The sequence below is a fragment of the Staphylococcus carnosus genome (genome assembly GCF_900458435.1).
Taxonomy (GTDB): domain Bacteria; phylum Bacillota; class Bacilli; order Staphylococcales; family Staphylococcaceae; genus Staphylococcus; species Staphylococcus carnosus.
Genome location: NZ_UHCT01000001.1, coordinates 272,201 through 297,240, shown reverse-complemented (window position 1 = coordinate 297,240; position 25,040 = coordinate 272,201). Strand labels below are relative to the sequence as shown.

Here is a 25,040-nt window from a genome sequence, read left to right as displayed (position 1 = left end):
AAACGGGTGTTTGCTGTTTATAATTGTTTTCTTTTATTTGAATAATACGTATAGACTGCGATAAGTATTACAAAAATAAGTTGTGGTACTATTGTTTCCCATGTCGGATAGAATCCGATCCAACTCAATGTCGGCAAGTGTTCAATACCATGACGTGACACAGTATCAAGCAATTGCATTTTTTGAATACTGACACCAAGCATTTTAAAGGCCATTACAAAGATTAAGATAGACAGCACACGGAAAATATAACGGATAGGAATAAGGTGGACAATAAAGCGGAACAACACTGCAAATATTGCGAGAATCACTAAAGCAATTCCAATACCTAAAATGAAGTCCTTAGCTGAAACTTCTCCAATCATACCCATATAGAAAAGAATTACTTCTACACCTTCACGCATGACTGAGATTAATCCAATTAATCCCAATAAAACTAAGCTTCGGTTATTGGTTGCTTTATCGTACATGGACTGCATCATTTGATTCCAACGTTGTGCATTTGATTTATTATGCATCCAAATACCTACCGCAATCATCAAAATAACAGCAACGATACCTAATACCGCTTCCATCCCTTCTCTTAAAATCCCGCTATTTCCAAGTGTTTGGATGAATACAAACGCTAATGCCAAACTCAAAACCAAACCAAGCAAAGCACCGCCGATAACGCTAGTTGTACCTTTCTTATCTTTAGATTGGCGTGTCATTGCGACCAATGCCATCACAATTAACAAGACCTCCAAGCCTTCACGTAAGAAAATCACCATTACATCAATTGCGTTGTAACCTGATTTTCCGATAGTATCTTTAATATCTGAATTGATATCTGACAAACCATCTTTCACACGTTCTTTGTTCGAGTTATCTAAAATACTTTGATAATAAGGAATTTTATCTTCAATCGTTGTATATAAACTTGAATTTTTAGTTTGAATCTTACCTTCAACATAAGGCCAAATCTGAATAAATTTGCCTAACGCTGCATCAGCTTTGTCTAAATCATTATCCTCAATTGCTTGAATCGCTGTATCCAGTTCATCATTCAATTGCGTTGCTTTATATTGTCCTTTTTCATCTGAAGATTGTTTCTTATTTACATTATCAATCCCCGATTTAAAAGTCTGCCAAGCTGTTTCAACTTTCTGCGTTTTTAAAGGTTCTTTTTCTACAGCCACACGCAACTGCATTAATGCAACTTCAATTTGGCCATATTTATCTGCATCATAATTTCTGATAACTGTTTCATTACTTGTCCAAATTTGATTCAATTGTGCATTCAAAGCTTTCAATTGTGTCTGGTCTTTTGCTTTGATGGCATCTTTCATCGCTTTACCTTTACCATCAATCGCATCTTGCAATTTTTTAATTTCCGCACCAGAATTACTGCTGGCTTGTGCATTTTCATAAGCAATCAGGGCTTTAGTCAAATCTGACATATCAGCTGCTTTTTTCTTATCAGAAGGTGTTTGATCTAATGCTTTCACTTCATCTTTAACTTTTTTACCTGATTTACTGTTATCAATTTTTAATTTATCGATTTCAGCCTTCACTTTATCGACGGCTGCTTTTTTATCTGCTTCTGATTTATCTTTATCATTCAACGTCTCTTTCGCATCAGAAATCGCAATATAAGCATCACTCATACTTGTTTCTTCCGCTTCACTTACTGATAATCCTTTCAGCGGAAACAAAAGGCTCAGCAAAGCGATACATAATGCTATTTTAACTAAATAATGTCTCACCCAGATATCCTCCCTTTTTCACCCCGGGGAGAATAAGGAAAAGTCCTGAACCACGATGGGTGATATATTCATTCAACTTGTCTTTATGTCCTAAATGATTCTGGATGTCTATAAATTGCTGAGGTGATTTTTGGAAACATAAAAAGAGCAATCCAGTATTAAGTGCTCCTGTATCTTCATTCGTACCATCCATATAATTGTAGGCACGTCGTAAAATAGATGTCTTTGCTTCTTTAGCTAAACGCGCATGCGCATCAGCCGGAATAACCGGTTGTCCTGCACTGTCTTTAGCTTTTAAATCCATCTCATCAAATTCTTTCTTTTTACCAAGCGGTGCACCGCTATGACGATAACGTCCAAACGTTGCTTCTTGTTCATCTAATGAGGTACGATCCCATGTTTCAATATGAATTTGGATTTTACGTGCAATACAATAGGTCGCATTTTTAGCCCAGCCTTCATTTTTAAAGACATAATCTTTAAATTCATCATTGCTGCGCGGATTGACAGTCCCATCTTTGAAAGCCATTAGATTCCTAGGCGTTTCTTTCGGTTTACCTGAAACAAAACCAGTTTGAGACCATTTCACTTGGATTAAATCCCGAAATGGACGAATCAAGTTGTGTATAGCATGGAAAGCAACTTGCTGGTCATTAGCACAAGCTTGAATCATAATATCTCCGCCTGTTAAATCTTTATCTAGTTGATCATTGGGAAAATGAGGCAAGTCTTTGAAATCAGACGGTATCTTACTAGATAACCCGAGCTTTTTCATAAATGACTTGCTGATACCAAAAGTCAATGTCAGCTTGCTCGCACTCAGCCCAACTGCTTCACCTGTATCTTCAGGCGGAAGCAAACTATTTTTGGTAGATTTTCCAATTAACGTACCATCCATCATTTTAACGCTCATTTTTGTCCACTCTTTAAACATTTCTTGAATAGCCGCTTTATCTTTGCTTTTTAAATCAATCACTGCAAAATTAATATTTTTCTGTGAAGGTGTTGTAATACCCGGTTGCACTTTCCCATAAAATTCATAAGCATCGTTGTCTTTATCTTCAGGTGTATCAAACATCGACTTGAAAGAAAAAATGCCGCCGACTCCACTAGCACCGATGACTGCGCCTGCACCGCCGATACCTAACATTTTCAGAAAAAAACGACGTGAAACTTCATTACCTTCATGCTTGTCTTGTGTCATTCTGTAACCACAGCCATCTTACTTAACGGTTCACCTAAAGCATTTACAGTATCTGATAAAGCTTTGCGGTCTGCTTTTGTTACTTTTTCATATGAAGCATAACCGTCGCCTTCTTTATATTTATCAAGCAATTGGTTAACTTTATCAAAATCAGTTTGAATCGTTTCGCTTAATTTTTTATCTTTTTTGTTCAAAATCGGTTTGAAGAGTTCATAGATTTTTTGTGCCCCTTCAATATTCGCTTTGAAGTCATATAAGTCAGTATGAGAATAGATTTCTTCTTCTCCAGTAATTTTCGAAGTTGAAACTTCATTTAGTAAATCGACAGAACCTTGTAACATCAGTTTAGGCGTAATCTCTAAAGTATCCGCTTTTGCATCTAACTCTTTCGCATCTTTTAATAATTGATCTGCATCTTTATCAGTTTGTGCGTTCAATTGATTATCTTGATATAATGCTTTTTCAATTTTATGATAGCCTGTCCATTCGTTTTCTTTGTTGTCTTCTTTCATATCAGCAAGACGTGCATCAATTTTAGGGTCTAAGTCTCCGAAAGATTCTGCAACTGGTTCAGAACGTTCGTAATACATACGTACTTTCGGATAAAGTTCTTTTGCCTTTTCTGTATCTTTATCTTTCACAGCTTTTGTGAATGCTTCTGTCCCTTTTAAGAATTCATCCAATTGTTTATCTGTGTACTTTTTATATTCTGCTGTCGCATGTTTGAGTTCTTTTTTATTTTTAGAAGATGATTTAGAATCTGCCTTTTTCTCGTTAGAATCACTGTTACCATTTCCGCATCCTGCTAATAAAATCGATGTTGCTAATAAAACTGATGTTACCTTTTTCATATCGTCACCTCTTATTTTTTCAACTTCCCAATTTAATCTTTGCAAATGAAATTGATAATCGTTATCAATGTAATTATAAATTGTGCTTTAGAGGGTGTCAATATAATTTAAAAACATATTCAATCTATTCATTTTTTAAGTTCTATCGCAAATAAACTCTTTGAAAACTGGGAGTTGCGTGGCTGGATTACCATAAAATTAAGATATTAGAAGTTAATTAAAATGTTGATATTAAAAAATAATGGAATATAAATAAGCACCCAAAAGCTGAACCGTTAGTTCCAACTTTTTGGGTGCTATATCATTTCAGAAGTTACCTTCCTTTTTATATGTTCATATTAATGTGTGATTAGAGATTCCGCTTTATAATCCAACTCTTCTTTTTCTATAAGCTAAGCGTTATGTTCAATAGAAGCGGATTGTTTTGCTTTCTTTTTATTTTTCAGCAAGAAGACACTGAAGAATGCGATAATCGCGATAATAACAGTGAACCAGAAAGCAGCATGATAACCATTCAACATTGCATCTTTGGCAATAGTTGCTTTGATTTCTTTAGGTGCCATGCCTTTATAATCTGCCATATCTGGTTTAAATGCTTTTGCATAATGACTCATTATTGTAAACAGAATCGCTGTACCGATTGAAGCAGAAATTTGCTGAACGGTATTCGTCATTGAAGAACCATGCGCGTTCATTTGATGAGACAACTGATTCATTGTATGTGTCATCAATGGCATCAATCCTAGTGCAATACCAATCATACGAATAGCATAAACTGTCGATAACATTACTGTTGAAGTGTGTTCATCCATGAAGACAAAATAAGATGTCGTAATTACCACAATGCCCATGCCGATAAATGCTAAAATTTTTGCACCGAATTTTTCAAATAGCAACCCGGAAAAGACAGACATAAAACCCATCACAATAGCACCTGGTAAAAGGGTTAATCCAGATTCTAAAGCAGGTTTGCCCATAATATTCTGTACAAAAATTGGTAAAACTGTTTCAGAACCGATCATAGCAATCATTGTCAATGCCATAATTAAAATACCCACTGCGAACTGACCTTCTTTAAACACACGGAAATCAAGCAATGGTGTTTCAAGGCGTGTTTGACGGAAGATAAAGAGTACAACCAGTACGAGACCGCCTAGAATAGTTGTAAGGACAATCGGATCATCCCAACCATCTCTAGAAATCGAACTTGTACCATATAAAAGTCCTCCGAATCCAAGTACTGAAAGTACGATAGAAATCAAGTCAATAGGTACTTTTCGTGTCGTTCCCACATTTTTGATAAATTTCAAACTCAGTAAGAACGTCAGTGCTGCGATAGGTGTCACAACATGGAATAAAGAACGCCAATCATAATATTCTACAAGATAACCTGATAAAGTTGGTCCGATTGCCGGAGCTAATCCGATAACTAAACCAAATATCCCCATGTATTTACCACGTTCATGTGGTTCGAAGATATCAAGAATGGTTGTCATCATTAAAGGCATCATAATACCTGAACCTAACGCTTGCACAATACGTGCAACTAATAAAACTGTGAAGTTCGGGCTGAAACCTGCAACAACTGTACCGATTAAGAATATAAGAATTGCAGTTAAAAAGACCTGACGCGTGCTATAACGTTGAATAATCATAGCAGATAATGGGATTACAACACCATTTGTAAGTAAGAAGGCCGTTGTCAGCCATTGTACTTGAGTATATTCGATATTGAAATCTTTCATAATACTTGGTAAAGCAGTTGCTAATAAAGTTTCATTCAATAAACCGAAGAATCCGCCTAAAAGCATGGTTACAATCATGATTAATTTTGATTTTAAAGACATATTTCATCTCCTTTTAATTATTACTTTTCTTTCATTTCACTTTTTTGGCATGCTCCTTATCATACCATAATAGAATTTAAGCCGTCTTTAAGTTTGTTTGTTAATTATATTAAGTAACATACATAATATGGTTGCTTTACATAAAAAAGACAGACGCCCTCACGTCTGTCTTAATCATATTTTTATGAAGCTGTTTCTCTTTGGCGTTCTGCTTCTCGTCCTGTTTCAATCAGTTTTAATTTATAATCACCGATTGTTCGCAAACCGCCGCCTTCTTTAATAATGACATGATCTTGTGTAATTTCAGTCGGACTTTCAACACCGACCGCTGCAGCTAAATTAAATAACCCTTCGTGCATGCTCGTAATATAATTCGTAACACGATAGTTTTTCTCGCTGACTATCAAGCCTTTTTCTAATTTAGGATTTGTTGTAGCTACGCCTACTGGGCATGTGTTCATATGACATTGTTGACTCATAATACAACCAACACTGATCATCATACCGCGTGCTACATTGACTAAATCTGCACCTAATCCAAGCGCAATCGCAACTTTATCTGGTGTAACTAACTTGCCGGATGCAAAAATCTTAACGTGGTCACGTATGCCGTATTTTTCTAGCATTCCAGACACAATCGGCAACGCAGTAAATAAAGGTAAACCGACACCATCTTGCAATTCTTGGAATGTCGCACCCGTACCGCCTTCACCGCTATCTACTGTGATAAAGTTCGGATACTCTTTGCGTTTTGCCATCGTTTTAACAAGCTCTTCGATTTCTGCTACTTTGCTGACAACGATTTTGAAGCCTACTGGTTTTTGACCCATTTCTTGAAGCTCTGTCACAAAATCGATTAAGTCGTCATTACTATGAATGAAATCAAAACGGTTCGGTGAATTAATGGTTTTACCCGGTTCTACATGACGGATATTTGCAATTTCTTCTGTAACCTTTTCACCTTCCATGTGACCGCCGCGTGTTTTTGCGCCTTGTGCCAATTTAATCTCAAACGCTTTTATCTGGTCTCTTTTGGCTAAAGTTTTGAATGCTTTAGGGTCAAATTTTGCATCAGCTGTACGTACACCAAATAATCCAGACCCAATTTGGAAAATGATGTCGCCGCCGCCTTTTAAATGATGATTGGATAAACCGCCCTCACCGGTATTCATCCAAGTACCTGCACGTCCTAACCCGATTGACAATGCAGTAATCGCATTTTCACCTAATGCACCATAACTCATTCCGGATTGGCCGACAAGACGTTTCACTTTGTAAGGATGTTCCAAATTTTCTCCAAGCACTACAGCATCTTCGTCAGATAAGTAAAATGGATCCACCTTATCTTCTACGCGATGTTCATCACGGTCAAACAACCGTTCATTATCTATTTTATAAATAAACGTTGAAATCATTCCTGTTTGATCAATACGTAATTCTGAAGCTTGTTTTGGAAACATTGTATTTTGGATATAAAATCCATCTTCATAATCATACTCAGTCCCGAAACTTGCCATACGTGATTTATACTTTCCTGCTTTCACAATACTTGTATACTGACTACGTGAAAATGGTTTACCTTTCGTATCATCAGAATACAAATATTGACGCAATTCCGGTCCTATTTTTTCAAAAAAGTAACGAACCCGAGCTAACACTGGATAATTTCTTAATACACTATGTTGTTTCTGTCTTTTGTCTTTAAACAATAAAACTAACGCTGTGATAATAATAGCTAAAAGTGCACCTACTAAAATCGTATTGATAATAAATTGAAGCACTGTAAGCACAATCATATTAGACTCCCCTTTCTCTCTATATATTGCCCGTAATTTTCAGCGGCCCTCACCGCTTCACGCGCCCACAATCTAATTGTATCCCAATTGTACGATAAAAATGAAAGCGTTTCATCCTTGAATGTCGATTTCACGCCCTCAACATCATATTAAACTACCGGCAGAATGGGGAATACTGCTTTTTGCAAAGATTGAACAACAACATATCTATCAATCGAGATTGTTTCTACTATTATTAATAATGCTGTAATTCGATTGATAGCTCTGTCTAATTTATTATTAACGCAACACACTTCATCACTTTGACATATATCATAAATGAACCAATCTTATTTCTTGCTTAACCCTATACCAGAAAAGGTATTATGATAATGTAGAGCTAATTTATTAAAATGAAAGGCGGAGAATGAATGACTGAAATTAATAAGAAAGTAGCCATCATTACTGGTGCGAGCAGCGGTATCGGTAAAGCCATTGCATTGAAACTCGCAAATGAAGGTGCCACAGTAGTATTAGTTGCACGCAGTGAAGATAAACTTGAAGCAGTTTCTGCAGAATTGCGTAAAGCAGGCGCTAAACATTTTGATATTATGACTGCAGATGTTACCAACCGTGATGAAGTAGATAATGTTGTAAAACAAACAATTGAACAGTTCGGTCAAGTTGATATTTTAGTTAACAGTGCTGGCCAAATGAAATCTTCAAAAATTACAGAGGGCCAAGTTGAAGCTTGGGATGACATGATTGATGTAAATGTGAAAGGCTTATTATATGCTATTAATGCTGTAATGCCGCATTTCCAACAACAATCTAGCGGTCATATCTTTAATATTGCTTCTATTTCAGGGTTTGAAGTAACAAAAAGCAGTGCTATTTACAGTGCGACTAAAACAGCTGTTCATGCGATTACACAAGGTTTAGAAAAAGAACTTGCTAAAACAGGTATTCGTGCAACAAGCATCTCACCTGGTTTGGTTGATACAGAAATAACGAGACATTATCAACCAGAAGATCGTAAAAAGCTAGAACCTAAAGATATCGCAAACGCTGTCGTGTATGCTTTATCTCAACCAGACTATGTGAATGTAAATGAAATTACAGTTCGACCTGTATAAGCTTTAAAAATAAAATTTATTTCAACATATAGCCACAAAAAGCCGGAAGTACTTCAGGTTCTGAGGAATAAATAACTCAGCTCCGTTTGTACTTCCGGCTTTCTTTTCCAAAAGACTTATCGCACTTTTAAGTTAAGAATATTAAATAATATACACCAAATAAAACGAGATAAATACCTATAAAAATACCGACACGAGTAAGCAGGAATAAACCTGTACTGTCTTTATATTTAATAAATCGATTGGAAATCATATTAGTTAATATAAAGCTTACTAATATAATTAATGCAAAAACGATAGTTGTCATATCCATAGTCTGTTCTCCTTGTTTGCAGGATTTCTATCTATCAATTTACCATATTTCCAACTTAAATAGTGTAATTATTAGGTCATTCATCTACATTACGTTAAAATGTAGAGTAAAGTAAATCTACTATTCATGAGGTGACCTATTTTGGAACAATTCCCTTTCAGCATTAAAGGAAATAAACTTCAACTGCTTGCTGCGATTGAAGCTTTCAATAAAGACTTTACTAAAAGTCATTCTGGAAATGTACCAGAAGAACAAATTTACCGTGAATTTGCTAAATATATCTCCAACACAGAAAAGCAGTTGATTGAAAGTTTAATCATGTCAGAAACTGATACACCTGCTTTACCAAGTAATCAAGCATATGAAATGGAATATTTAATGACAACAAACTACCTGATGTCTCTTGAAAAAGATAGTTATTATATTGATGTAAACTTCTTAAATAAATATAACCAATACGTCTTAGGCGGCAAGTATCGTCCATTAACACCATTAGATGACGAAGAAATGGAAATGTTGATAGACATGCATTTCACTGAAGAAGCACGTGAAGAATATGAACATTTATATTTACGAGACTATTTATCTAATTTCTATGTCAAAGATTTAAAAGAAATCTGTCGTATTTTCAAAATTAAAGGTTTCTCTAAAGGTAATGAAGATTACATTATCAACTTAATCGAAGATAAATTGATGGAAGATCCATTTGAATTATTTGAACGCTTAAGTCCTGATGCTCTTGGACTGATTGCTTACTTTATGATTGAAAATCGCAACACCATTCCTTATGACGAAATGGGAGAGTTAGATTTAGAAGTCTTTATTATCGGTAAAGATGAATTATCACATATTTTATATATGCCTGTAGATGTATTTGAATTCTTGCAAGAATACTTTGCCTTTAAAGGTATCGACCCGTTAGATTTAGTTTCACCTGAAGAAAGAGAAATGTATGAAGAATTAGCGCAAATGAAAAAGCTGCAAGCCATGACAGACAAAGCGCCTGAAAATGTGGAAGATGCAATTGCAGCATTCGCTGAAGCTGGTCAAGATGAAGGTATGCGTGATATGATTGCTGAATTAATCGGACTTAAAGAAGATGATGAAGACGAAGTCGCTCAAGTCATCACACAAATAATGGATGGCAAAATCAAAACTGAGGAAGATTTAGCAAAGTTGTTTGAACAAATAGAGACAGAAGATGATGAATCAAATAATACTGAACCTCCGCAATCTAACAACAATAGTAACATTATTGATTTCAATCAATATCGAAAATAACAAAAGCACCCATCCTTCTCACCACTTGAAGGATAGGTGCTTCTTTATGTCTGACTATTATTTTACAGTAGAAGCATATGCAGAAATAGTTGCTTCATCACCGTTATAAGGTGTAGCTACTTTTGGATTATCGATAATTCTTTGTGTTTCTGATTTGTTGAAACCTGCACTGTTCCAATCATGACCAGTGAAATGCATAGGTACATCATAAATGCTTACTGTACCGTCGCCATTTTCTTTATAAACGACATGTCCTTGAGCATTTGCACTACCGTATAATTCTTTTGTGCCTTGCGGATATTTTGCAGATTCAGCTGGCATGTTTGGATTAACTGCCTGTCCAGATACATCTCTTACATTAATTTCAAAACCATTTGGTACGTTTTTATTTTGATAATCCGGTAATCCCGCTAACCAAACTTTGGCTATTTCTTTTTGGTAAGCAGTAGTAGTTACTGCACCAGCTTCTGCTACATTTCCTTGCGTTACTGCTTGCAATAGATTTCCGTTCTCACTCGTCTTCGCGCCTTTTTCATCTTGTCCGGATGCTGTTACAACTAATGTTGAGGCTAATACCCCAGCCGCTACATATTTGAACATCATACTGACCTCCTGTTTTATCTCGTTTTGGAAAAAGTTTCGAAAACATGTTGCTTATTAATACTATACACGCTCAGTTAAAAAGTATGTGTAAAATAACAAAATATTTTGAAAAAGTTCCCTAAATACAGCAATAAAACACGCTTGAGTGCGACCGCAAAGGCATTTATGTTACTTTATTAATTTAATATTAAACTTCATTTCCATCTGCATCATATTCAGTGACATGACCATCAGGATCTACAACATAAGAACCTGCTAAGTTGCCGTCTTTATCATCAAAAGAGAAGCCCCAGCTACCATCGCTTTTTTGCTCAGGTTCTTTATATGTGTAAGTATCCGTATCTAATTTATGGCCTTCATATTCTTCTACTTTATCAATCACATTATCACGAGTAACTTCTTCAGAAGAACTGCTGTCATCTGAAGATGAATCATCCTCACTAGAACTGTCAGAGTCTTTTGAACTGCTTAAACTATCGCTTCCATTGTAATTTACAATATCTTCTTTAAGGTGTCCGCCCTCTTCTATTTTAGAAGCTATCTCATCTAAAGCAGATTGATTACCATCATACAACTTAACTACTTTCGGATTATCCATAATACGTTTTGATTCACTTTTACTGAACTCTGGATCTTCTAACCATTCATGGTCATGGAAATGTGTGGGTACACTATATACATTTATCGTACCATCACCATTATTGCTATAAGTTACACTACCTGCTGCTGTCGGCGATCCTGAAAGTGTTTGTGTACCTTCTGGGAATTTAACTGAGTTATTTGCATTGTACGGATTGAGCACATTTCCAGAAACATCATAGTGAGTTATTGTCATATCATCAAATTGACTTTTACCTGAAGAACGATATGCAGGTAATGCGGCTGCCCAAACTTTTGCTAAATATTGAGTACTGTTGGTATCTTCGTTTTTAGAATTGTCACTATTAGAGCTTTCATGACTTGAGTTAGAATTGTCTTTTGAATCTGAATGTGACGTCGAATGTTCAGAGCTTGAATTATTATCATCTTTCTTTTTAGAATTGCTGAACCCTGAACCGTCATTTTTGTTTCCTGAATCAGACTTGCTTTCTGACTTTGTATCTTCGTTCTTTTCCCCTTGTCCACACGCCGTCAATAACAAAGTTGATGCCAGTAAACCAGCAGTCAGATATCTTAATTTCATTCCATAACCTCCGTTATCTATTTGTAGGTTGTTACACTTTATCTGTAGTATACACAATAGCACACAACTTTTATATCATTTATATGTTTTCAACAAGAAAACTTGAAAAGCTTTGAGCATATTTAAAAAGAAATCCTCTCATAACCTTATTCCAAGATTATAAGAGGTCTCTGCATCAAGCTATTGTTTCGTGCATTACATGGTTCAAAGCATTTTTAAAAATGTCTGTCATTTTTTTAATTTCTGATTCACTCATATTTAATACAGGCACAAATGTGATGACATTTTCTAAATTACGAATCATCAATCCGTTTTCTTTACAAGTTTGAATAATCTTTTCAACTGTCGCTATTGATAATGGACTTTCTGTCTCTTTCGGTTCAACGAGTTCTACTCCATACATCAATCCGTAACCTCGAATGTTGCCTACATAATCTAAATTGTTTAATGCTTCTAATTCACTTTTCAATAGTGCTGATGTTTTCTCAATATGTGCAATCAAGTTTGTCTCCTCGAATAAATTCAAGTTTTCAATAGCAGCCGAACATGTTACTTGGTTGCCAGTATACGTATGTCCATGGAAGAAAGTCTTTTCTGCATGACTGCCGCTTAAGAAAGCATCATATACTTCTTGAGAAGTTAATGTAGCCGCAAGCGGTAGATATCCTCCTGTAATTCCTTTAGCCAAACACATAATGTCTGGATTTACATCTGCACGTTCACATGCAAACATAGTACCTGTGCGGCCGAATCCTGTTGCTACTTCATCTACAATTAATAAAACACCGAATTCTCGGCATAACTTTTCAACTTCTTTTAAAAATCGAACAGGCTGCGCATATAAACCGGTTGCCCCTTGTATTAAAGGTTCAATGACAAATCCGCAAATTTCTTCACTTTGCTTTTCTAATATTTCTCGTATTTCAGCTGTGATACTTTCAATTAATTCTGCTTCTGTTTCATAATCTGACTTAAATAAAGAAGGACAGCCGACTTGGATATTTTCAAAAATCAAATCTTTAAAAATCGCATGAAATGCATCAATGCCACCGACACTCACTGCTCCTATAGTGTCTCCATGATATCCGTTTTTAAGCGTGAGAAATTTCTTTTTCGCAGCATACTTTTCCGGGTTTTTATTCTTCCAATATTGATAAGCCATCTTAATCGCAATTTCTACAGAAGCACTTCCTGTATCTGAGTAAAATACTTTACGTAAATTGCCTGGTGTAATTTCTACTAGACGTTTTGCGAGTTCAATTGATGGTACATTTGAAGACCCGAGTAAAGTAGAATGTGCTATTTTACCAAGTTGCTCGTTAATCGCATTATTCAATCGAGCATTATTATGACCGTGTACGTTCACCCATAAAGAAGCATAACCATCGAGATAGGCTTTGCCGTTTACATCGTAGAGATAACTGCCTTCTCCGCGTTCAATAATTATTGGATCTGTTTCTGAATAAACACCCATTTGTGTAAACGGATGCCATACGTAATCATGATCATCTTGAATCAATTCTGTTTTATTCATTTATGCCACCTCTTGTTAAACTATGTAGTAATTCATCTGGTACTTTGGAGACATTTGCTCCTTCAATCAAAGTATAAATTGTGCGGTTTAAATACCGTTCTAACGTTTCATGATTATCTTGTGCAATCATAGAATCATCAAACCGATTCATAACCAAAATATTTCCTGGTAAATAATGCTTTGTTAGATAGTACTGATGCATAATAATATCGCTGATAGCTCCACGTTTTGAAGGTACCACACTTAAAACCTTGTCCGCTGTATCTTTAATTAAATCCTCAGTCATATAAAAACCATTATCATCCTCATAGATCGGAACCCCTAATCCACCGGCACCTTCAATTAAAAGAATGTCGTATTTTTGATTCAGTGTTTCAGCTTTTTCAATTACACTTTCTTTATCCAGTTGTTGTTCAGGTTCAAGTTTGAATCCTAAATGAGGAGACACAGGCTCATGAAATGTATATAAAGATGTTTCATCATAAGTGAGGCCGCTCGCTTTTTTATATTCCTCTAAGTCTGGATATATCCCTGGCTCTTGTTCTTCTGTTTGAAATGGTTTATAAATGCCAACGTTATATCCTGCTTCACTCAAAGCTTGATAAATTAATAAAGTGACATATGTTTTTCCAACATCTGTTCCAGTACTAGTGACGAAGACCTTCATACATCCCGCTTCCTTTCATAATTTTTTCTAAGCGTAAAATCAATATGGTCGTTACACCGCCTAAGATAATATCTCCGGGTGCACTTAATAAAACAATACTAGTGAATGTCTGACTAACTGTAATCGGTGTGTTTGCCACAAAGTTCATAATGAAATAAAAATAAACACATCCGAATATGTAAATAATGACTGTACCGACCATATTGATAGCAAACGTATTGATAAAATTATTGGTTGTTAAACGCTGCTTCAATAAAGACATCACAAGCGCCGCAACAACAAAGCCGATTAAGAAACCAAATGTAGGCTTGATTACATAAAACAAACCACCTCCGCTCGCAAAGACAGGCAAGCCAATCAGTCCCATAATGACATAAAGTGCCTGACTCCAAAATGCAACTTTGACGCTGAATAAATGAGCAACGATAAATACAATTACAATCTGCAGAGAGAAAGGAATCGGCCCCAATGTAAAGTGCAACATGCTTGAAATAATGGTTAATGCTGTAAATAAACTAATGAGAACAAGTTCTCGTGTTTTCATGATGTTCACCCCCAAACTTATATTATTACTTCAATCCCTAAATGTAAACTTTTAATTTTTATAAGTTTACATTTAGGAGGTGATGAAAACATTCCAGTTATTTAAATTTTTACTAAAGAAGACCGATTCAGAAGGATCTTCTCTTTAACTAAAACCTTCCAAACTTTTTTGTGTTTCATCTTTTCCAATTACGTGAATAGATACATATATAATTAGTTGATAATATCAATCAATTTTTTACGAAAGGAAGTTAAGATTATGGCAGGACAAATCGTTGATGTACATCATCATATTATTCCAAAACTTTATAAAGATGAACTTAAAAAAGCCGGCGTTTCTACAGCTAGCGGATTTCCTATAAAAGACTGGGTACCAGAAGACAGTCTAAAAATGATGGATGAATTAAATATTGATGTAGGTGTAACATCTATTTCAGAACCAGGCACAATGCCTTTAAAGAAAAGACATGCCGCAAAAGTGGCGCGTAAAGTAAATGAATATCAAGCCCAACTTAAGAAAGATTATCCAGGCCGTTTCAAAAGTTTCGCATTACTGCCTATGCCGCATGTCAAAGAGAGTTTAAAAGAAATTGAATATGCGTTAGATGTCTTAAAATTAGATGGCATTGGTCTTTATTCCAACTATGGCGAAGAATTTTTAGGAAATGATAAATTTGAAACAGTCATGAAATTATTACATGAAAAAGATGCGGTCGTTTTTATACACCCTAGTGCGAGTGAAAAAGAATTTGTACCACCAGAATATATTCCGACCGATTTTATCGAAGAATTTACATTCAATACTACACGTGCTGCCAACAACTTAATATTAAGCGGTACTCTAGAACGCTATCCGAATATTGATTTTATTTTGCCCCATGCTGGCGGTGTTTTACCGTACTTAGAATGGCGTATCGATGAAACATTGAAAACAGAACAATATATTCTTAAAGATCCTTTAAATCGTGTGGATATGATTATGAGAAAAGGTAAAGGCGGCTTTGTAAAAGAGTTCTTAAAACATCCTATTCGTTATACTAAAATGTTCAAAAACTATGCGCACATCGTTAGACGCTGGTCATCGTTATCACAACCAGCCGCATATTATATTAGAAAGTTCCATTACGATACGGCCCTTTCAACTGGCGATTCAACATTTGCGAGTATTAAAGAAGTTACAGACATTTCCAACTTCCATTTTGGTTCAGATGCGCACTTTGCACCTGATAGATGGATTGCTGAAATGGAGAAAAACATTAAAGAAACAAACTACTTCACAGACAAATAAAAACAAAAAATCTTCAGTACCAATGCAGTTGAGTTATTGAATAAACACAATAGATAATTATTATTCTTAATTTCAGCATTTAAAAAGACGCCATAACGGTTTGAAATGGTTATGGCGTCTTTTTTATATCATTATTAACACGTCGTTTAAATAATATTGGTAACTTATATTAAACTAGTCTAAAAAACTCTACTAACCAAACTGTTAATAGAGCAAATTTTTTACTTCGCCGGCACATCCCATGTTTCAAGATTTTCAGCCATGTCCCAGAATTTATATTCATAATAGCTGGTTTTCACAACAATATCTTCTAAACATTGTAAATCTTTTTCAGAACGTCCTTCTGTCACTTCATTCATTAAATCAACGCAGTCTTCTTTGAACTGCGTAAATTCATCTGAAGAGTACATATCCACCCATTCTCTATAACCCGCATGATTTTTAGCGCCTTCTTTTTCTGCAAGTTTCAAGCCGATATAATTATAACTCCAAGTACATGTTAAAATCGCTGCAATCACATTTTCAACACCGCCGATTTGCGCCATATTCAACATATAACTTGTGTAAGCAGTCGTCACTTCAGCAGGTTCTGTTTGTTCGAGTTCTGCTTCGCTGATTCCGAACTTTTGTGCATAATCACGATGCAAGTTCATTTCAGTATTCAACGTTCCATCCATTAAAGAAGCGTATGTCGACATCATATTCAAATCCGTTGCTTTTGCTGCGCCAATTGCAAAAAGACGTGCATACTCTATTAAATAAATATAGTCCTGCTTCAACCAATGTTTGAATTTTTCTTCATCCAAACTGCCATCTTCTAACCCCTTGATGAATGGATGTTCCATATAAGATGCCCAAATAGGTTCTACACGTTCATACAATCGATCTGTAAATTTTGCCAAATCCTTCTCCTCCTTATGATGTTTGAAAATTAGTGCCAGAATGCATAAATTGCATCTACATCTTGTTGCCCTTGCTTTCTTGCTGCTTCTGCAACTTCTTTACGCATTGCACCGTTCATTGTATTATTATCATACTTTGCAAGAATTTGCATAACCTCTTCATTAGGCTTCGCTAAATGAACAACCTGATCACGTTCTTCCATTTTCTCAATCAGTTCAGATAGTGAAAACGGTGTTAATACCGGTAAATCAGCAGCCAGCACCACTACTTTATCAGCCTCACTGACATCAGGGTTTTCCATGGAATATGAACCGCCGTCATAATAATGATTGCCATCAATTTGTATCGTCGGATAAGCACCTTGGAAAGCACTGCTCGCAGCAATTGCTTTTACAAGCGGTACATCTGTATCTTTATCAAATACACGTCTTTGGTTTGTTTCCACTTCTGTAACTACAATTTTCAAACCCTTTGTCCAACCAGAAACAGCATTGCCCAAACTATTTCGAATCATATTCAAGCGTTCCGTCTCAGGAAGGTCTACTTTAGGGTGCATTGCAAGTTCACTTTCACTATTAATCCATTCTTCAATCGTACGTGATTCACGCGCAATCGTATCGAACTTTTGGAATAAATCTGCTAAATCATCATCCGTTAACGGATTGGCTTCTTCTCGTTCATAATTCAATTGTTCTTCCCAAATCGTATCCCAATCTGCATCAGATGAAATGACTGTTCCAACTTGTGCGCCTGCTGATGTACCTACAAATTCATTAGCATCTCTTAAACTTACACCTTTATCAGCAAGTCCTCTTAAATAACCAATTTCCCAAGCCATACCAAATTGACCGCCTGCACCTAAAACTACTGATTTTGTTGTCATCAAATTCACTCCCATTAATTATTAGTTATCATTATTATTCGTCTTTATTTAAAAGCCAACTACCTGTCGTAAGATAACTCGCAAAAACACACCATGATGCATAAGAAACCATCAATAACCCGCTTAATTTATCTGCTTTATAAAATTGAACAGTTGTGACGATAACAGCTGCAAAAAGTGTATAACTTTCAATCAATGCTGCTCCTCTTAATTTGTATCTGAAATACAAAATAGACCACAAAAAATTCAATCCCAATTGTGTATAATGCGAAATCGGAATTGATTTATTTTGACCCGCATCTCGAGCGACTGTATAGGCAATACCCATCGCAACATATAAACCTGACCATACAATCGGAAAAGTAAGACCTGGTGGCGAGAATGGAGGATTTTGTTCTTTTTGATAATCTTGACGTGCATTTCGTGTCGCATAGCGACCAATCAACGTACCACCTACTATTGGCGTAGTGAAGTGCACGATATTTCTAAAGATTCTTAACGGCTTATTCACAATAATCAACCTCCCATATCTATTCATTATTTCAATTATACCCCTATCTCGGCTTTCTTAAAGCGACCTCAAACCTTAATCGTCTTATCCGTGTTCTATGCGGAATTAAAAAAGACAGCCTGCAATTGCAGACTGCCAATCTTAATTATTGATTATTTAATGTCTTGTTTACCGCCAGATACGAAGTTTGCTAAAAGTTGTTTGATTAATGCAATGATTTGATCAAGCATGTTTTTACCTCCAGTATCTTGTGATTTTATTTTAAAATAATCTTTTGTCTTAAAGGGAAAGGATGCCTAACTCGTTTATTAACGTGCAAACTATTATATTTAAAAACACTTTCAAAACGGTTCGGCATTCTTAAATGTTGAACGTTTATGATAAGCCGAAATTATATATTACTTTATAGTATAAGAGAGGTTAAAGAATGAATTTTGATGGTTTACTCTCAGGGTTATCTGTACTGATTGGAGTGATTATTAGCAGCTTTATTGTCGATAGATCCACCAAAACGACGCCAACTAACATAGTGGTCCGAGTAATTTCTGCTAGTATTATTACCATCATCTTATTCGTCAGTTTAATGTTGATTTTTCATCGGTTCTAATAGCTTTCAGCTGCATAGTGCTGCAGGTTCTCGGGAATACTTATTGAAACAGCAATACGAAGCAGAGGTGAATTGATGTGGCTGAATCTAAAGCTTATCGTTCTAAAATGATGTCAAAAATACGCGCTACTGGCGGAAAAGCAGAAACCTAGCTTGCGAAAGCTTTATGGCATGAAGGTGTACGATATTTCAAAAATTATAAAAAACTTCCTGGTTCTCCTGATATTGCAATTACTAAATATAAAGTGCTCGTATTTGTCGATGGTGAATTTTGGCATGGATACGATTGGGAAAACGTCAAAAAGCAACGTATCCATACAAATCGAGACTATTGGATTCCAAAACTAGAACGGAATATGGAACGTGATCAGGAAGTGAACCAAAAGCTTAAAGACATGGGTTATACTGTCATTCGTTTCTGGGAAAAACATGAAGTTTTCAAAGATATGGATGGTTGTGTCAATCAAGTTTTAGAAGCGATTGAGCACAATAAGAAGCAGATGAAAAAAGAGAAATAATAATACCGACCCCTTAACGACTACTCTGTGTTAAGGGATCGGTATTTTAATTGGAAATCATATTTTTTATTTAATACAAATGTTCATTCACTTCTTATTTAATGATGGGTACTAATAAGTGTGAATCATATTGACCACCAGTATGAATAACATGGTTGCCTTTATTGACTAATTCTCTATGTGCATAACGTGTATCTAATCCAGGTGTACTGCTGCCTTTAACAACTTCACTGCCTTTTACTACAACTGTTAAAGTTTCACCTTTTTTAAATAGTGTACCTGATGGTAAGATTTCAATTTCAACAGGTACCACTTCACCTGCTTCTAATTTCATTTCTTTCTCATGTTTCAACCAAGGTTGTGCAGCAGTAGACTTCGCTTGGTCTAATTCACGATGAGAGACACGCAACCAACCAGTTGCTACTTGACCATTTTCAATATGGTTGAAGTCTGGGAAGTAAACTTCGTTGCCGCGTCGATCAAATTTCAATTTCATGTTGCCTGTAATTTCAGTGTCTTTATCAAATTCGATTGAAAATCTCGCATCTGCATTTTCATCTTCACTGTCATAAACTGCAGCGCCTTCATGCTCTGCTGGTTTTTCTTTCAGTTGTGCATCTTCAGCATCTAAATATAATTTAGTATAGTCTGTGCCTGGAATTGGCCAGTCACTTGCTGTTTTTGTATAACCTTTAAAGAATGATTCACGCACTTCATAGCTTACACGCGGATTATCACGCCAATCATTTTCTTCTCCTTTTAAGAAATAATCGAAGAAGTCTTTTTGCATTTCAAGTGATTCACGTGCATAATAAGTTTCCCATTCTTTGCGTCCATGAATTTTAAGCCATTTATCTTGTGAGCTTGCTTGTTTGAAACCTTCGAATGTTCCTCTATTATGCAGACCTTGTGTTGACCAGCTGGCACATACAAACATTGGTACAGTGATGTTTTTCAAATTCGCTTGTTTGCCTTTCCAGTAATCATCGAAAAGCGGATGCTCTTTTTGCATTTTTTCTAAATCTTCAATTTCAGTTTCTGGCCATCTAGCAACGATACCTTGGTACCAGAAGCGGAAGAAGCCAGTATCAGGAATACCACCATGGAATGCTGCTTCACGATACATATCATTTAATCCTTCCCAAGGAATCATTGCTTTCAAGTGACTTGGATTCAATGAAGCAACCCACCATTGCGTAACAGCTAAATAAGAAACACCATTCGTACCGACATTACCATTACTCCATGGTTGTTCGCCTGCCCATTCAATCACTTCAGCATAATCACGTGCTTCAGATTCACCCCAAGGTAATAATTGTCCTTTAGATTTTGCACTGCCTCGTAAAGCAACTTTTACAACGACATAATCATTCGGTACCCAAAATCCTGGATCTGGAGATTCTTCTGGAGTGAAGCTTGAAGTTGGAATAGCTCCAAGAGTCGGCCACATGGCACCCATATTTGTGATTTTAGGTTTATTGTCTTTACCATAAGTATCTGCAGACATTACTACAGGAAATTGACCTTCTTTATTAGGGCGGAAAATATTAACGTATAATTCAGCACCGTCTTTCATTTTAACGGGTACGTCTTTTTCCATAATCATTTCTTGGTTACCATATTGAATGCTATCTACCACAATATTGTTTTTACCTACTTTAATATCTTCAATCGGAGTTACATTTAGTTTTGGATTTCCTAACATTTGTTTATACATATTAATCTACTCCTTCTGTTTTCTCTCTTTTTTTGTTCTCTTTATCTTTCAACAACTTCATCTTAAATCTTAAAGTGCTGATTGACCATTTCCAAAAGGTGTAAGAGTGTAAGGAACTCAACAAATCGTTTATACTTGTTCAATAACTGAAGTTTACAGGAGGAAATCATGCGCACAGATCGACGTAGACGTAAATCACAAGCCGCCATCCAAAATGCTTTTTTAAATCTCTTAGGCGAAGAAACTTTTGAAACACTGACTGTCCAAAAAATAGTAGATACTGCTGATATAAGTCGTATGACTTTTTATGCCTATTATGTTGATAAACTAGATTTATTAGACCAAATGGAAAATGATTCTATCAATCAAATCCAAGATTTTATATCACAACAGTATCAAACGGAAGATAGAAAACCAGCAGATATGATTCATACACTGATGTCTTATCTAGTCCACCATGTCGGCGACAATATGTCTTTTTATCATACGATGTTCCAAATAGGCAGTGCTTCCATGCTGCAAGAGAAGTTATATCAACTGCTGTACAATCATTTATCTAATTACACTGACCGTGATGGTACAATTGGTGATTTTCCTTTCTCTTATTTCATGAGTTATGTGGCAGGTGCAGGTATCTCACTAATTCGTCATTGGATATTAGATGATGATCGCATCTCAGAAGATGCACTTATTCACCACTTTTTATTGATTATTACAGAAGGTCCAGCAAGTTATTTAGAAAAATAATTACAGTTATTGTTGTCTAAAAAATAATCAGCTGTGCCGGTGCACAACTGATTATTTCAACATTTCATTTACTTACCAAGGCATTTCGCCATCTACACCGATAAATTTGCCTGTTGGGCCATTTTTATCAATTGTCGCTAATTTCACAATTGGTACAACACCTTGTGATGCTGGTTTAGAGTTATTACTGAAGTCACCTACTAAATCTGTATTAGTCGGACCAGGATCTGCAGCATTCACTTGCATATTCGGTAAACCTTTCGCATATTGAACCGTCAACATTGTCACTGCTGATTTAGAAGAGCAATATGCTAAAGAGTTCACTTTAGATTCTAATGTATCAGGGTCTGTCACCATTCCAAATGAACCTAAACCGCTGCTGACATTTACAATGACTGGTTGTTCAGATTGTTCTAAAAGAGGTACAAACATATGAATTGTACGCACTATACCGAAAACGTTTGTATCATATACACGTTCTACATCTGCGCCAGTTACTTCATCAACCTTTTTCACATCTCCCGAAATACCAGCGTTGTTAATCAAAATATCTAAACGGCCTTCTGCTTCACGAATTTCATGTGCGGCATTGCGCAATGTTTCAACATCGGTTACATCAATTTGAACGCAATTTACGCCTAATTCATTCGCTGCTTTCTTACCGCGATCTTCACTTCGTGAGCCAATATAAACTTTGTATCCTTTGTTTTTCAATTCTTTAGCTGTTTCATAGCCTAATCCTTTATTTCCGCCTGTGATTAATACTACTCTCATTTCTTATTCCTCCTATTTAAACATACGTAATAGGTATTGTTTCAGTTGTACGTCGGTTAATCCGCGTTCTTCTAACTGAAATTGATACATATTTGTAGTTAAACTATTTAAGAACATATCTGTTTTAAAAGTATTCCATGTTAAATCTTCATCATTTTTCAATACTTCATAAAAAATATTGAACAGTTCTTTATAAGCAGGTTGTTGTTTAAACGATACGCGTTTTTTATTACCCTCGACACAACGTAATAAATCTTTATGCGTATTTTTGAAATTTAAGAATCGCACTAAAAGTACTTCTAACTTTTCTTCTTTATTTCGTTTATTATCTTCTAAAATAGTATGCATATCTTTGAACAGCTCGGAAAAATCATTTTGAATGAGTTGATAGCACAATGCCTGTTTATCTTCAAAATTACGATAAAGTGTGGCCATTCCGATTCCGAGTGTTTTAGATATTTGGTTCATACTGACATTTTCTACGCCCTCTTCTGCAAAAAGCTGACGTGCACAATCTTCAATCCGTTTTCTGTTTTCCAATGCATCTCTCCGCATTATTTATGCACCTCTCAGATGTTAAAAATTTTGCAGACGAATCCAATCTCTCAATTTAAGACGTTGTGGATTGATGTCATCCATTTGATCGAAATCAACGACATAACCATAGTCTTCTAACCATGAACGTTCTGCTGTTCCGCTCACAAAGTCGCCTTCTATTGTTGCAGGTTTGCCTGTCGCTTCAACAAATTCAGCCACTACTTCATTCAACATTAATTCATCAGAAGCAATCTCAATTTCTTCATGATTATGTTTTTTAGGATGAGCAAAGATTTCTGCTGCAATACGCGCAATATCAATCGATGAAATCATCGCAAATTTAATTGTTGGATTAATAAATTCTGGAATAACTAATCTTCCGCCTTGTTCTTTCACAATACGTAAAAAGTTATCCATAAAGAATGATGGTTTAATAATTGCATAGTTTAAACGTGATGCTTTCAATGTATCTTCTATTTTTGCTAGTGCTTCAAAATGAGGTCCAGTTCGATCACGATTAACACCGCCTGCTGTACTATAGACCACAAAATGAATACCAGCATCTTCAGCTTCTTCAATAATCATTTTTCCTTGATGCAATTCTTCTTCCACATTGTCTCGAATAATCGGCTGTACACTGTATACACCGTATTGATTTTCCATTGCTCGTGCAATAGATTCAGGGTCGCCTAAATTACCTTCAAATATTTCTAATTTATCATTATCAATGCTTGTCAATTTCTCATTATCTTTATCTCTCGTAAATGCACGTACGTTCCATCCGTCTTCTAAGAGTTGTTTAACTACTGCCAGTCCTTGTTTGCCAGTTGCGCCAATCACTAAAATTGATTTACTCATTTCCTGACCTCCTCAAATTCAAAGTTCCCTTTTAAATTACTTTCCAATCATAAACGGATAACTATCCGTTTGTCAATTAAAAAGAAAGCTTTGAAAAGTAAAAAGCCCAAAAAATTTCTCTATAACATTTTTGTAAGATATCCCTTAAAAATCTATCTTTCGGGTATACTCGATAAGTAACTTTTTACAATTGTTGAATTGTAATATTAAGCGCAACACTTGAAAATTTATCAAAGGAGCAAATAAAGTGAGTAAGACACGACAACCTGACAGATTGTGGATTGAAGAACCGAATAAAGACTTTCCGTTTTATAACGGTAAACCTATCAAAATCAGTACTGGCAAATGGGCAATTATCATAGCCTTTTTAATTTTCGGTTTCATTCTATTAACTAAAATGCATCTACCGTTCATTCCATTTAAAGTGAATGAATTTTTACAAACTATCAGTTTACCCCTATTCGCTGTATTAGGGCTGTATTTAACGATTGGCGGTTATACGAAGAAACTCTTCCGACCTTTACATAAAAAGGACATCTTAACCATCATCGTGTTCGCCATACTATCCTTGATTGTAAGCTCTGCTTTATCTGCAATCGTCGGAGCATTATCAGGAGGCATTAAAGCAAACCCGGCAGCAGCAGTTCATAGTGGTACCGACGCTTTACCAGAATTTTTATGGTCACGTTTCTTAACAATCATTCAATTATTCGGTGAAGAATTTATGGCGCTTGTTCCATTACTAGCATGTCTGACATTCTTTTATCATCGAAATCCACACAAACGTAAACGCGCAGTATGGCTCGCGTTAATTTGTTCATCACTTATTTTCGGTCTATTGCATTTGCCAACGTATCAATGGGACTTTACACAATGTATCTTTGTCATCGGATTAGGCCGAATTATTGACTCATTAGCTTACATAAAAACGAAAAATTTATTAGTAACTTATGTCGCACATGTTATTTATGATCTATCCATTTATATATTCGCTTTCCTAGCGTGATTTGCGAAT

General features: G+C 35.7%; 23 protein-coding genes and 1 pseudogene. 6 read left to right on the top strand and 18 right to left on the bottom strand.

Annotated elements, in window-relative coordinates; translation table 11 throughout:
• Nucleotides 1-17: 17 nt before the first annotated feature.
• The 5 genes from DYE31_RS01295 to DYE31_RS01275 form a co-directional block, all read right to left on the bottom strand.
• A complete protein-coding gene (locus DYE31_RS01295) occupies nucleotides 18-1,745 on the bottom strand; it encodes an FTR1 family protein (RefSeq protein ID WP_015901452.1) in 1,728 nt (575 codons plus the stop codon).
• The gene (efeB, locus tag DYE31_RS01290; protein ID WP_015901453.1) at nucleotides 1,726-2,949 is read right to left on the bottom strand and encodes an iron uptake transporter deferrochelatase/peroxidase subunit; all 1,224 of its coding nucleotides are present in this window, start codon (nucleotides 2,947-2,949) and stop codon (nucleotides 1,726-1,728) included. The genes DYE31_RS01295 and efeB overlap by 20 nt, the downstream gene beginning before the upstream one ends.
• Nucleotides 2,946-3,800 (bottom strand): iron uptake system protein EfeO, encoded by an 855-nt coding sequence (efeO, locus tag DYE31_RS01285; protein WP_015901454.1) that lies wholly within the window; start codon nucleotides 3,798-3,800, stop codon nucleotides 2,946-2,948. The genes efeB and efeO overlap by 4 nt, the downstream gene beginning before the upstream one ends.
• A 392-nt stretch (nucleotides 3,801-4,192) precedes the next feature.
• Entirely contained in the window at nucleotides 4,193-5,647 is a 1,455-nt protein-coding gene (locus tag DYE31_RS01280) for an MDR family MFS transporter (RefSeq protein ID WP_015901455.1), read from the bottom strand.
• 182 nt (nucleotides 5,648-5,829) lie between these two features.
• A complete protein-coding gene (locus DYE31_RS01275; RefSeq protein WP_015901456.1) occupies nucleotides 5,830-7,443 on the bottom strand; it encodes an FMN-binding glutamate synthase family protein in 1,614 nt (537 codons plus the stop codon).
• Between the two features lie 410 nt (nucleotides 7,444-7,853).
• On the opposite strand from DYE31_RS01275, the gene DYE31_RS01270 reads away from it, so the two are divergent.
• Nucleotides 7,854-8,558: an SDR family oxidoreductase gene (locus tag DYE31_RS01270; protein WP_015901457.1), complete on the top strand. Its 705-nt coding sequence runs from the start codon at nucleotides 7,854-7,856 to the stop codon at nucleotides 8,556-8,558.
• A gap of 127 nt (nucleotides 8,559-8,685) precedes the next feature.
• Here the strand turns inward: DYE31_RS01270 and DYE31_RS01265 are convergent, their stop codons facing one another.
• Nucleotides 8,686-8,871 (bottom strand): hypothetical protein, encoded by a 186-nt coding sequence (locus DYE31_RS01265; protein ID WP_015901458.1) that lies wholly within the window; start codon nucleotides 8,869-8,871, stop codon nucleotides 8,686-8,688.
• Nucleotides 8,872-9,012: 141 nt separating this feature from the next.
• Between DYE31_RS01265 and DYE31_RS01260 the strand changes: the two genes are divergently transcribed.
• Nucleotides 9,013-10,152, top strand: a complete 1,140-nt coding sequence (locus DYE31_RS01260; protein WP_015901459.1) for a hypothetical protein — start codon at nucleotides 9,013-9,015, stop codon at nucleotides 10,150-10,152.
• A gap of 57 nt (nucleotides 10,153-10,209) precedes the next feature.
• On the opposite strand, the gene DYE31_RS01255 is transcribed toward DYE31_RS01260, so the two are convergent.
• From DYE31_RS01255 to DYE31_RS01235, 5 genes are all read right to left on the bottom strand, one after another.
• Nucleotides 10,210-10,752: a hypothetical protein gene (locus tag DYE31_RS01255; protein WP_050731419.1), complete on the bottom strand. Its 543-nt coding sequence runs from the start codon at nucleotides 10,750-10,752 to the stop codon at nucleotides 10,210-10,212.
• Nucleotides 10,753-10,942: 190 nt separating this feature from the next.
• The gene (locus DYE31_RS01250) at nucleotides 10,943-11,938 is read right to left on the bottom strand and encodes a hypothetical protein (RefSeq protein ID WP_015901461.1); all 996 of its coding nucleotides are present in this window, start codon (nucleotides 11,936-11,938) and stop codon (nucleotides 10,943-10,945) included.
• Between the two features lie 175 nt (nucleotides 11,939-12,113).
• Nucleotides 12,114-13,472, bottom strand: a complete 1,359-nt coding sequence (gene bioA / locus DYE31_RS01245; RefSeq protein ID WP_041613044.1) for an adenosylmethionine--8-amino-7-oxononanoate transaminase — start codon at nucleotides 13,470-13,472, stop codon at nucleotides 12,114-12,116.
• A complete protein-coding gene (gene bioD / locus DYE31_RS01240; protein ID WP_015901463.1) occupies nucleotides 13,465-14,139 on the bottom strand; it encodes a dethiobiotin synthase in 675 nt (224 codons plus the stop codon). Before bioD ends, bioA begins: the two co-directional genes overlap by 8 nt.
• Nucleotides 14,120-14,683: a biotin transporter BioY gene (locus DYE31_RS01235; protein WP_046099553.1), complete on the bottom strand. Its 564-nt coding sequence runs from the start codon at nucleotides 14,681-14,683 to the stop codon at nucleotides 14,120-14,122. The genes bioD and DYE31_RS01235 overlap by 20 nt, the downstream gene beginning before the upstream one ends.
• 258 nt (nucleotides 14,684-14,941) lie before the next feature.
• Here DYE31_RS01235 and DYE31_RS01230 point away from each other — a divergent pair, with 258 nt between their 5' ends.
• Complete coding sequence (locus DYE31_RS01230; protein ID WP_015901465.1) at nucleotides 14,942-15,970, top strand: amidohydrolase family protein; 1,029 nt, start codon at nucleotides 14,942-14,944, stop codon at nucleotides 15,968-15,970.
• 221 nt (nucleotides 15,971-16,191) lie between these two features.
• Here DYE31_RS01230 and tenA read toward each other — a convergent pair whose 3' ends face one another.
• From tenA to DYE31_RS01215, 3 genes are read right to left on the bottom strand one after another with little or no spacing between them, the layout of a single operon-like run.
• A complete protein-coding gene (gene tenA / locus DYE31_RS01225) occupies nucleotides 16,192-16,872 on the bottom strand; it encodes a thiaminase II (protein WP_015901466.1) in 681 nt (226 codons plus the stop codon).
• Between the two features lie 29 nt (nucleotides 16,873-16,901).
• Nucleotides 16,902-17,756 carry a patatin-like phospholipase family protein gene (locus tag DYE31_RS01220; RefSeq protein WP_015901467.1) on the bottom strand — a complete coding sequence of 285 codons (855 nt, stop codon included), beginning with the start codon at nucleotides 17,754-17,756 and terminating at the stop codon, nucleotides 16,902-16,904.
• 34 nt (nucleotides 17,757-17,790) lie between these two features.
• Nucleotides 17,791-18,294: a TspO/MBR family protein gene (locus DYE31_RS01215; protein WP_015901468.1), complete on the bottom strand. Its 504-nt coding sequence runs from the start codon at nucleotides 18,292-18,294 to the stop codon at nucleotides 17,791-17,793.
• 744 nt (nucleotides 18,295-19,038) lie between these two features.
• Here DYE31_RS01215 and DYE31_RS12955 point away from each other — a divergent pair.
• Nucleotides 19,039-19,392, top strand: a pseudogene (locus DYE31_RS12955) (very short patch repair endonuclease); the annotation flags it as partial.
• Nucleotides 19,393-19,486: 94 nt separating this feature from the next.
• On the opposite strand, the gene DYE31_RS01205 reads toward DYE31_RS12955, so the two are convergent.
• Nucleotides 19,487-21,109 (bottom strand): CocE/NonD family hydrolase, encoded by a 1,623-nt coding sequence (locus DYE31_RS01205; protein ID WP_015901470.1) that lies wholly within the window; start codon nucleotides 21,107-21,109, stop codon nucleotides 19,487-19,489.
• 168 nt (nucleotides 21,110-21,277) lie between these two features.
• Here DYE31_RS01205 and DYE31_RS01200 point away from each other — a divergent pair, with 168 nt between their 5' ends.
• Nucleotides 21,278-21,856, top strand: coding sequence for a TetR/AcrR family transcriptional regulator (locus DYE31_RS01200; protein WP_015901471.1), 579 nt, complete (start codon nucleotides 21,278-21,280; stop codon nucleotides 21,854-21,856).
• A gap of 72 nt (nucleotides 21,857-21,928) precedes the next feature.
• On the opposite strand, the gene DYE31_RS01195 is transcribed toward DYE31_RS01200, so the two are convergent.
• From DYE31_RS01195 to DYE31_RS01185, 3 genes are read right to left on the bottom strand one after another with little or no spacing between them, the layout of a single operon-like run.
• Entirely contained in the window at nucleotides 21,929-22,630 is a 702-nt protein-coding gene (locus tag DYE31_RS01195; RefSeq protein WP_015901472.1) for an SDR family NAD(P)-dependent oxidoreductase, read from the bottom strand.
• A 12-nt stretch (nucleotides 22,631-22,642) separates the two neighbouring features.
• Entirely contained in the window at nucleotides 22,643-23,185 is a 543-nt protein-coding gene (locus DYE31_RS01190; RefSeq protein ID WP_015901473.1) for a TetR/AcrR family transcriptional regulator, read from the bottom strand.
• Between the two features lie 21 nt (nucleotides 23,186-23,206).
• Entirely contained in the window at nucleotides 23,207-24,025 is an 819-nt protein-coding gene (locus tag DYE31_RS01185) for an NmrA/HSCARG family protein (RefSeq protein ID WP_015901474.1), read from the bottom strand.
• A gap of 247 nt (nucleotides 24,026-24,272) precedes the next feature.
• Here DYE31_RS01185 and DYE31_RS01180 point away from each other — a divergent pair, with 247 nt between their 5' ends.
• A complete protein-coding gene (locus tag DYE31_RS01180) occupies nucleotides 24,273-25,031 on the top strand; it encodes a CPBP family intramembrane glutamic endopeptidase (protein ID WP_015901475.1) in 759 nt (252 codons plus the stop codon).
• Nucleotides 25,032-25,040 lie beyond the last annotated feature (9 nt).

Excerpts from the sequence above, each read along its gene's own strand:
- DYE31_RS01250 (WP_015901461.1), bottom strand. The coding sequence starts at position 11,938 with ATGAAATTAAGATATCTGACTGCTGGTTTACTGGCATCAACTTTGTTA.
- DYE31_RS01280 (WP_015901455.1), bottom strand. The coding sequence starts at position 5,647 with ATGTCTTTAAAATCAAAATTAATCATGATTGTAACCATGCTTTTAGGC.
- DYE31_RS01235 (WP_046099553.1), bottom strand. The coding sequence starts at position 14,683 with ATGAAAACACGAGAACTTGTTCTCATTAGTTTATTTACAGCATTAACC.
- DYE31_RS01185 (WP_015901474.1), bottom strand. The coding sequence starts at position 24,025 with ATGAGTAAATCAATTTTAGTGATTGGCGCAACTGGCAAACAAGGACTG.
- DYE31_RS01195 (WP_015901472.1), bottom strand. The coding sequence starts at position 22,630 with ATGAGAGTAGTATTAATCACAGGCGGAAATAAAGGATTAGGCTATGAA.
- DYE31_RS01255 (WP_050731419.1), bottom strand. The coding sequence starts at position 10,752 with ATGTTCAAATATGTAGCGGCTGGGGTATTAGCCTCAACATTAGTTGTA.
- DYE31_RS01230 (WP_015901465.1), top strand. The coding sequence starts at position 14,942 with ATGGCAGGACAAATCGTTGATGTACATCATCATATTATTCCAAAACTT.
- DYE31_RS01190 (WP_015901473.1), bottom strand. The coding sequence starts at position 23,185 with ATGCGGAGAGATGCATTGGAAAACAGAAAACGGATTGAAGATTGTGCA.
- DYE31_RS01275 (WP_015901456.1), bottom strand. The coding sequence starts at position 7,443 with ATGATTGTGCTTACAGTGCTTCAATTTATTATCAATACGATTTTAGTA.
- bioD (WP_015901463.1), bottom strand. The coding sequence starts at position 14,139 with ATGAAGGTCTTCGTCACTAGTACTGGAACAGATGTTGGAAAAACATAT.
- efeO (WP_015901454.1), bottom strand. The coding sequence starts at position 3,800 with ATGAAAAAGGTAACATCAGTTTTATTAGCAACATCGATTTTATTAGCA.
- DYE31_RS01205 (WP_015901470.1), bottom strand. The coding sequence starts at position 21,109 with ATGTATAAACAAATGTTAGGAAATCCAAAACTAAATGTAACTCCGATT.
- DYE31_RS01265 (WP_015901458.1), bottom strand. The coding sequence starts at position 8,871 with ATGGATATGACAACTATCGTTTTTGCATTAATTATATTAGTAAGCTTT.
- DYE31_RS01270 (WP_015901457.1), top strand. The coding sequence starts at position 7,854 with ATGACTGAAATTAATAAGAAAGTAGCCATCATTACTGGTGCGAGCAGC.
- DYE31_RS01200 (WP_015901471.1), top strand. The coding sequence starts at position 21,278 with ATGCGCACAGATCGACGTAGACGTAAATCACAAGCCGCCATCCAAAAT.
- efeB (WP_015901453.1), bottom strand. The coding sequence starts at position 2,949 with ATGACACAAGACAAGCATGAAGGTAATGAAGTTTCACGTCGTTTTTTT.
- DYE31_RS01220 (WP_015901467.1), bottom strand. The coding sequence starts at position 17,756 with ATGACAACAAAATCAGTAGTTTTAGGTGCAGGCGGTCAATTTGGTATG.
- bioA (WP_041613044.1), bottom strand. The coding sequence starts at position 13,472 with ATGAATAAAACAGAATTGATTCAAGATGATCATGATTACGTATGGCAT.
- DYE31_RS01215 (WP_015901468.1), bottom strand. The coding sequence starts at position 18,294 with ATGAATAGATATGGGAGGTTGATTATTGTGAATAAGCCGTTAAGAATC.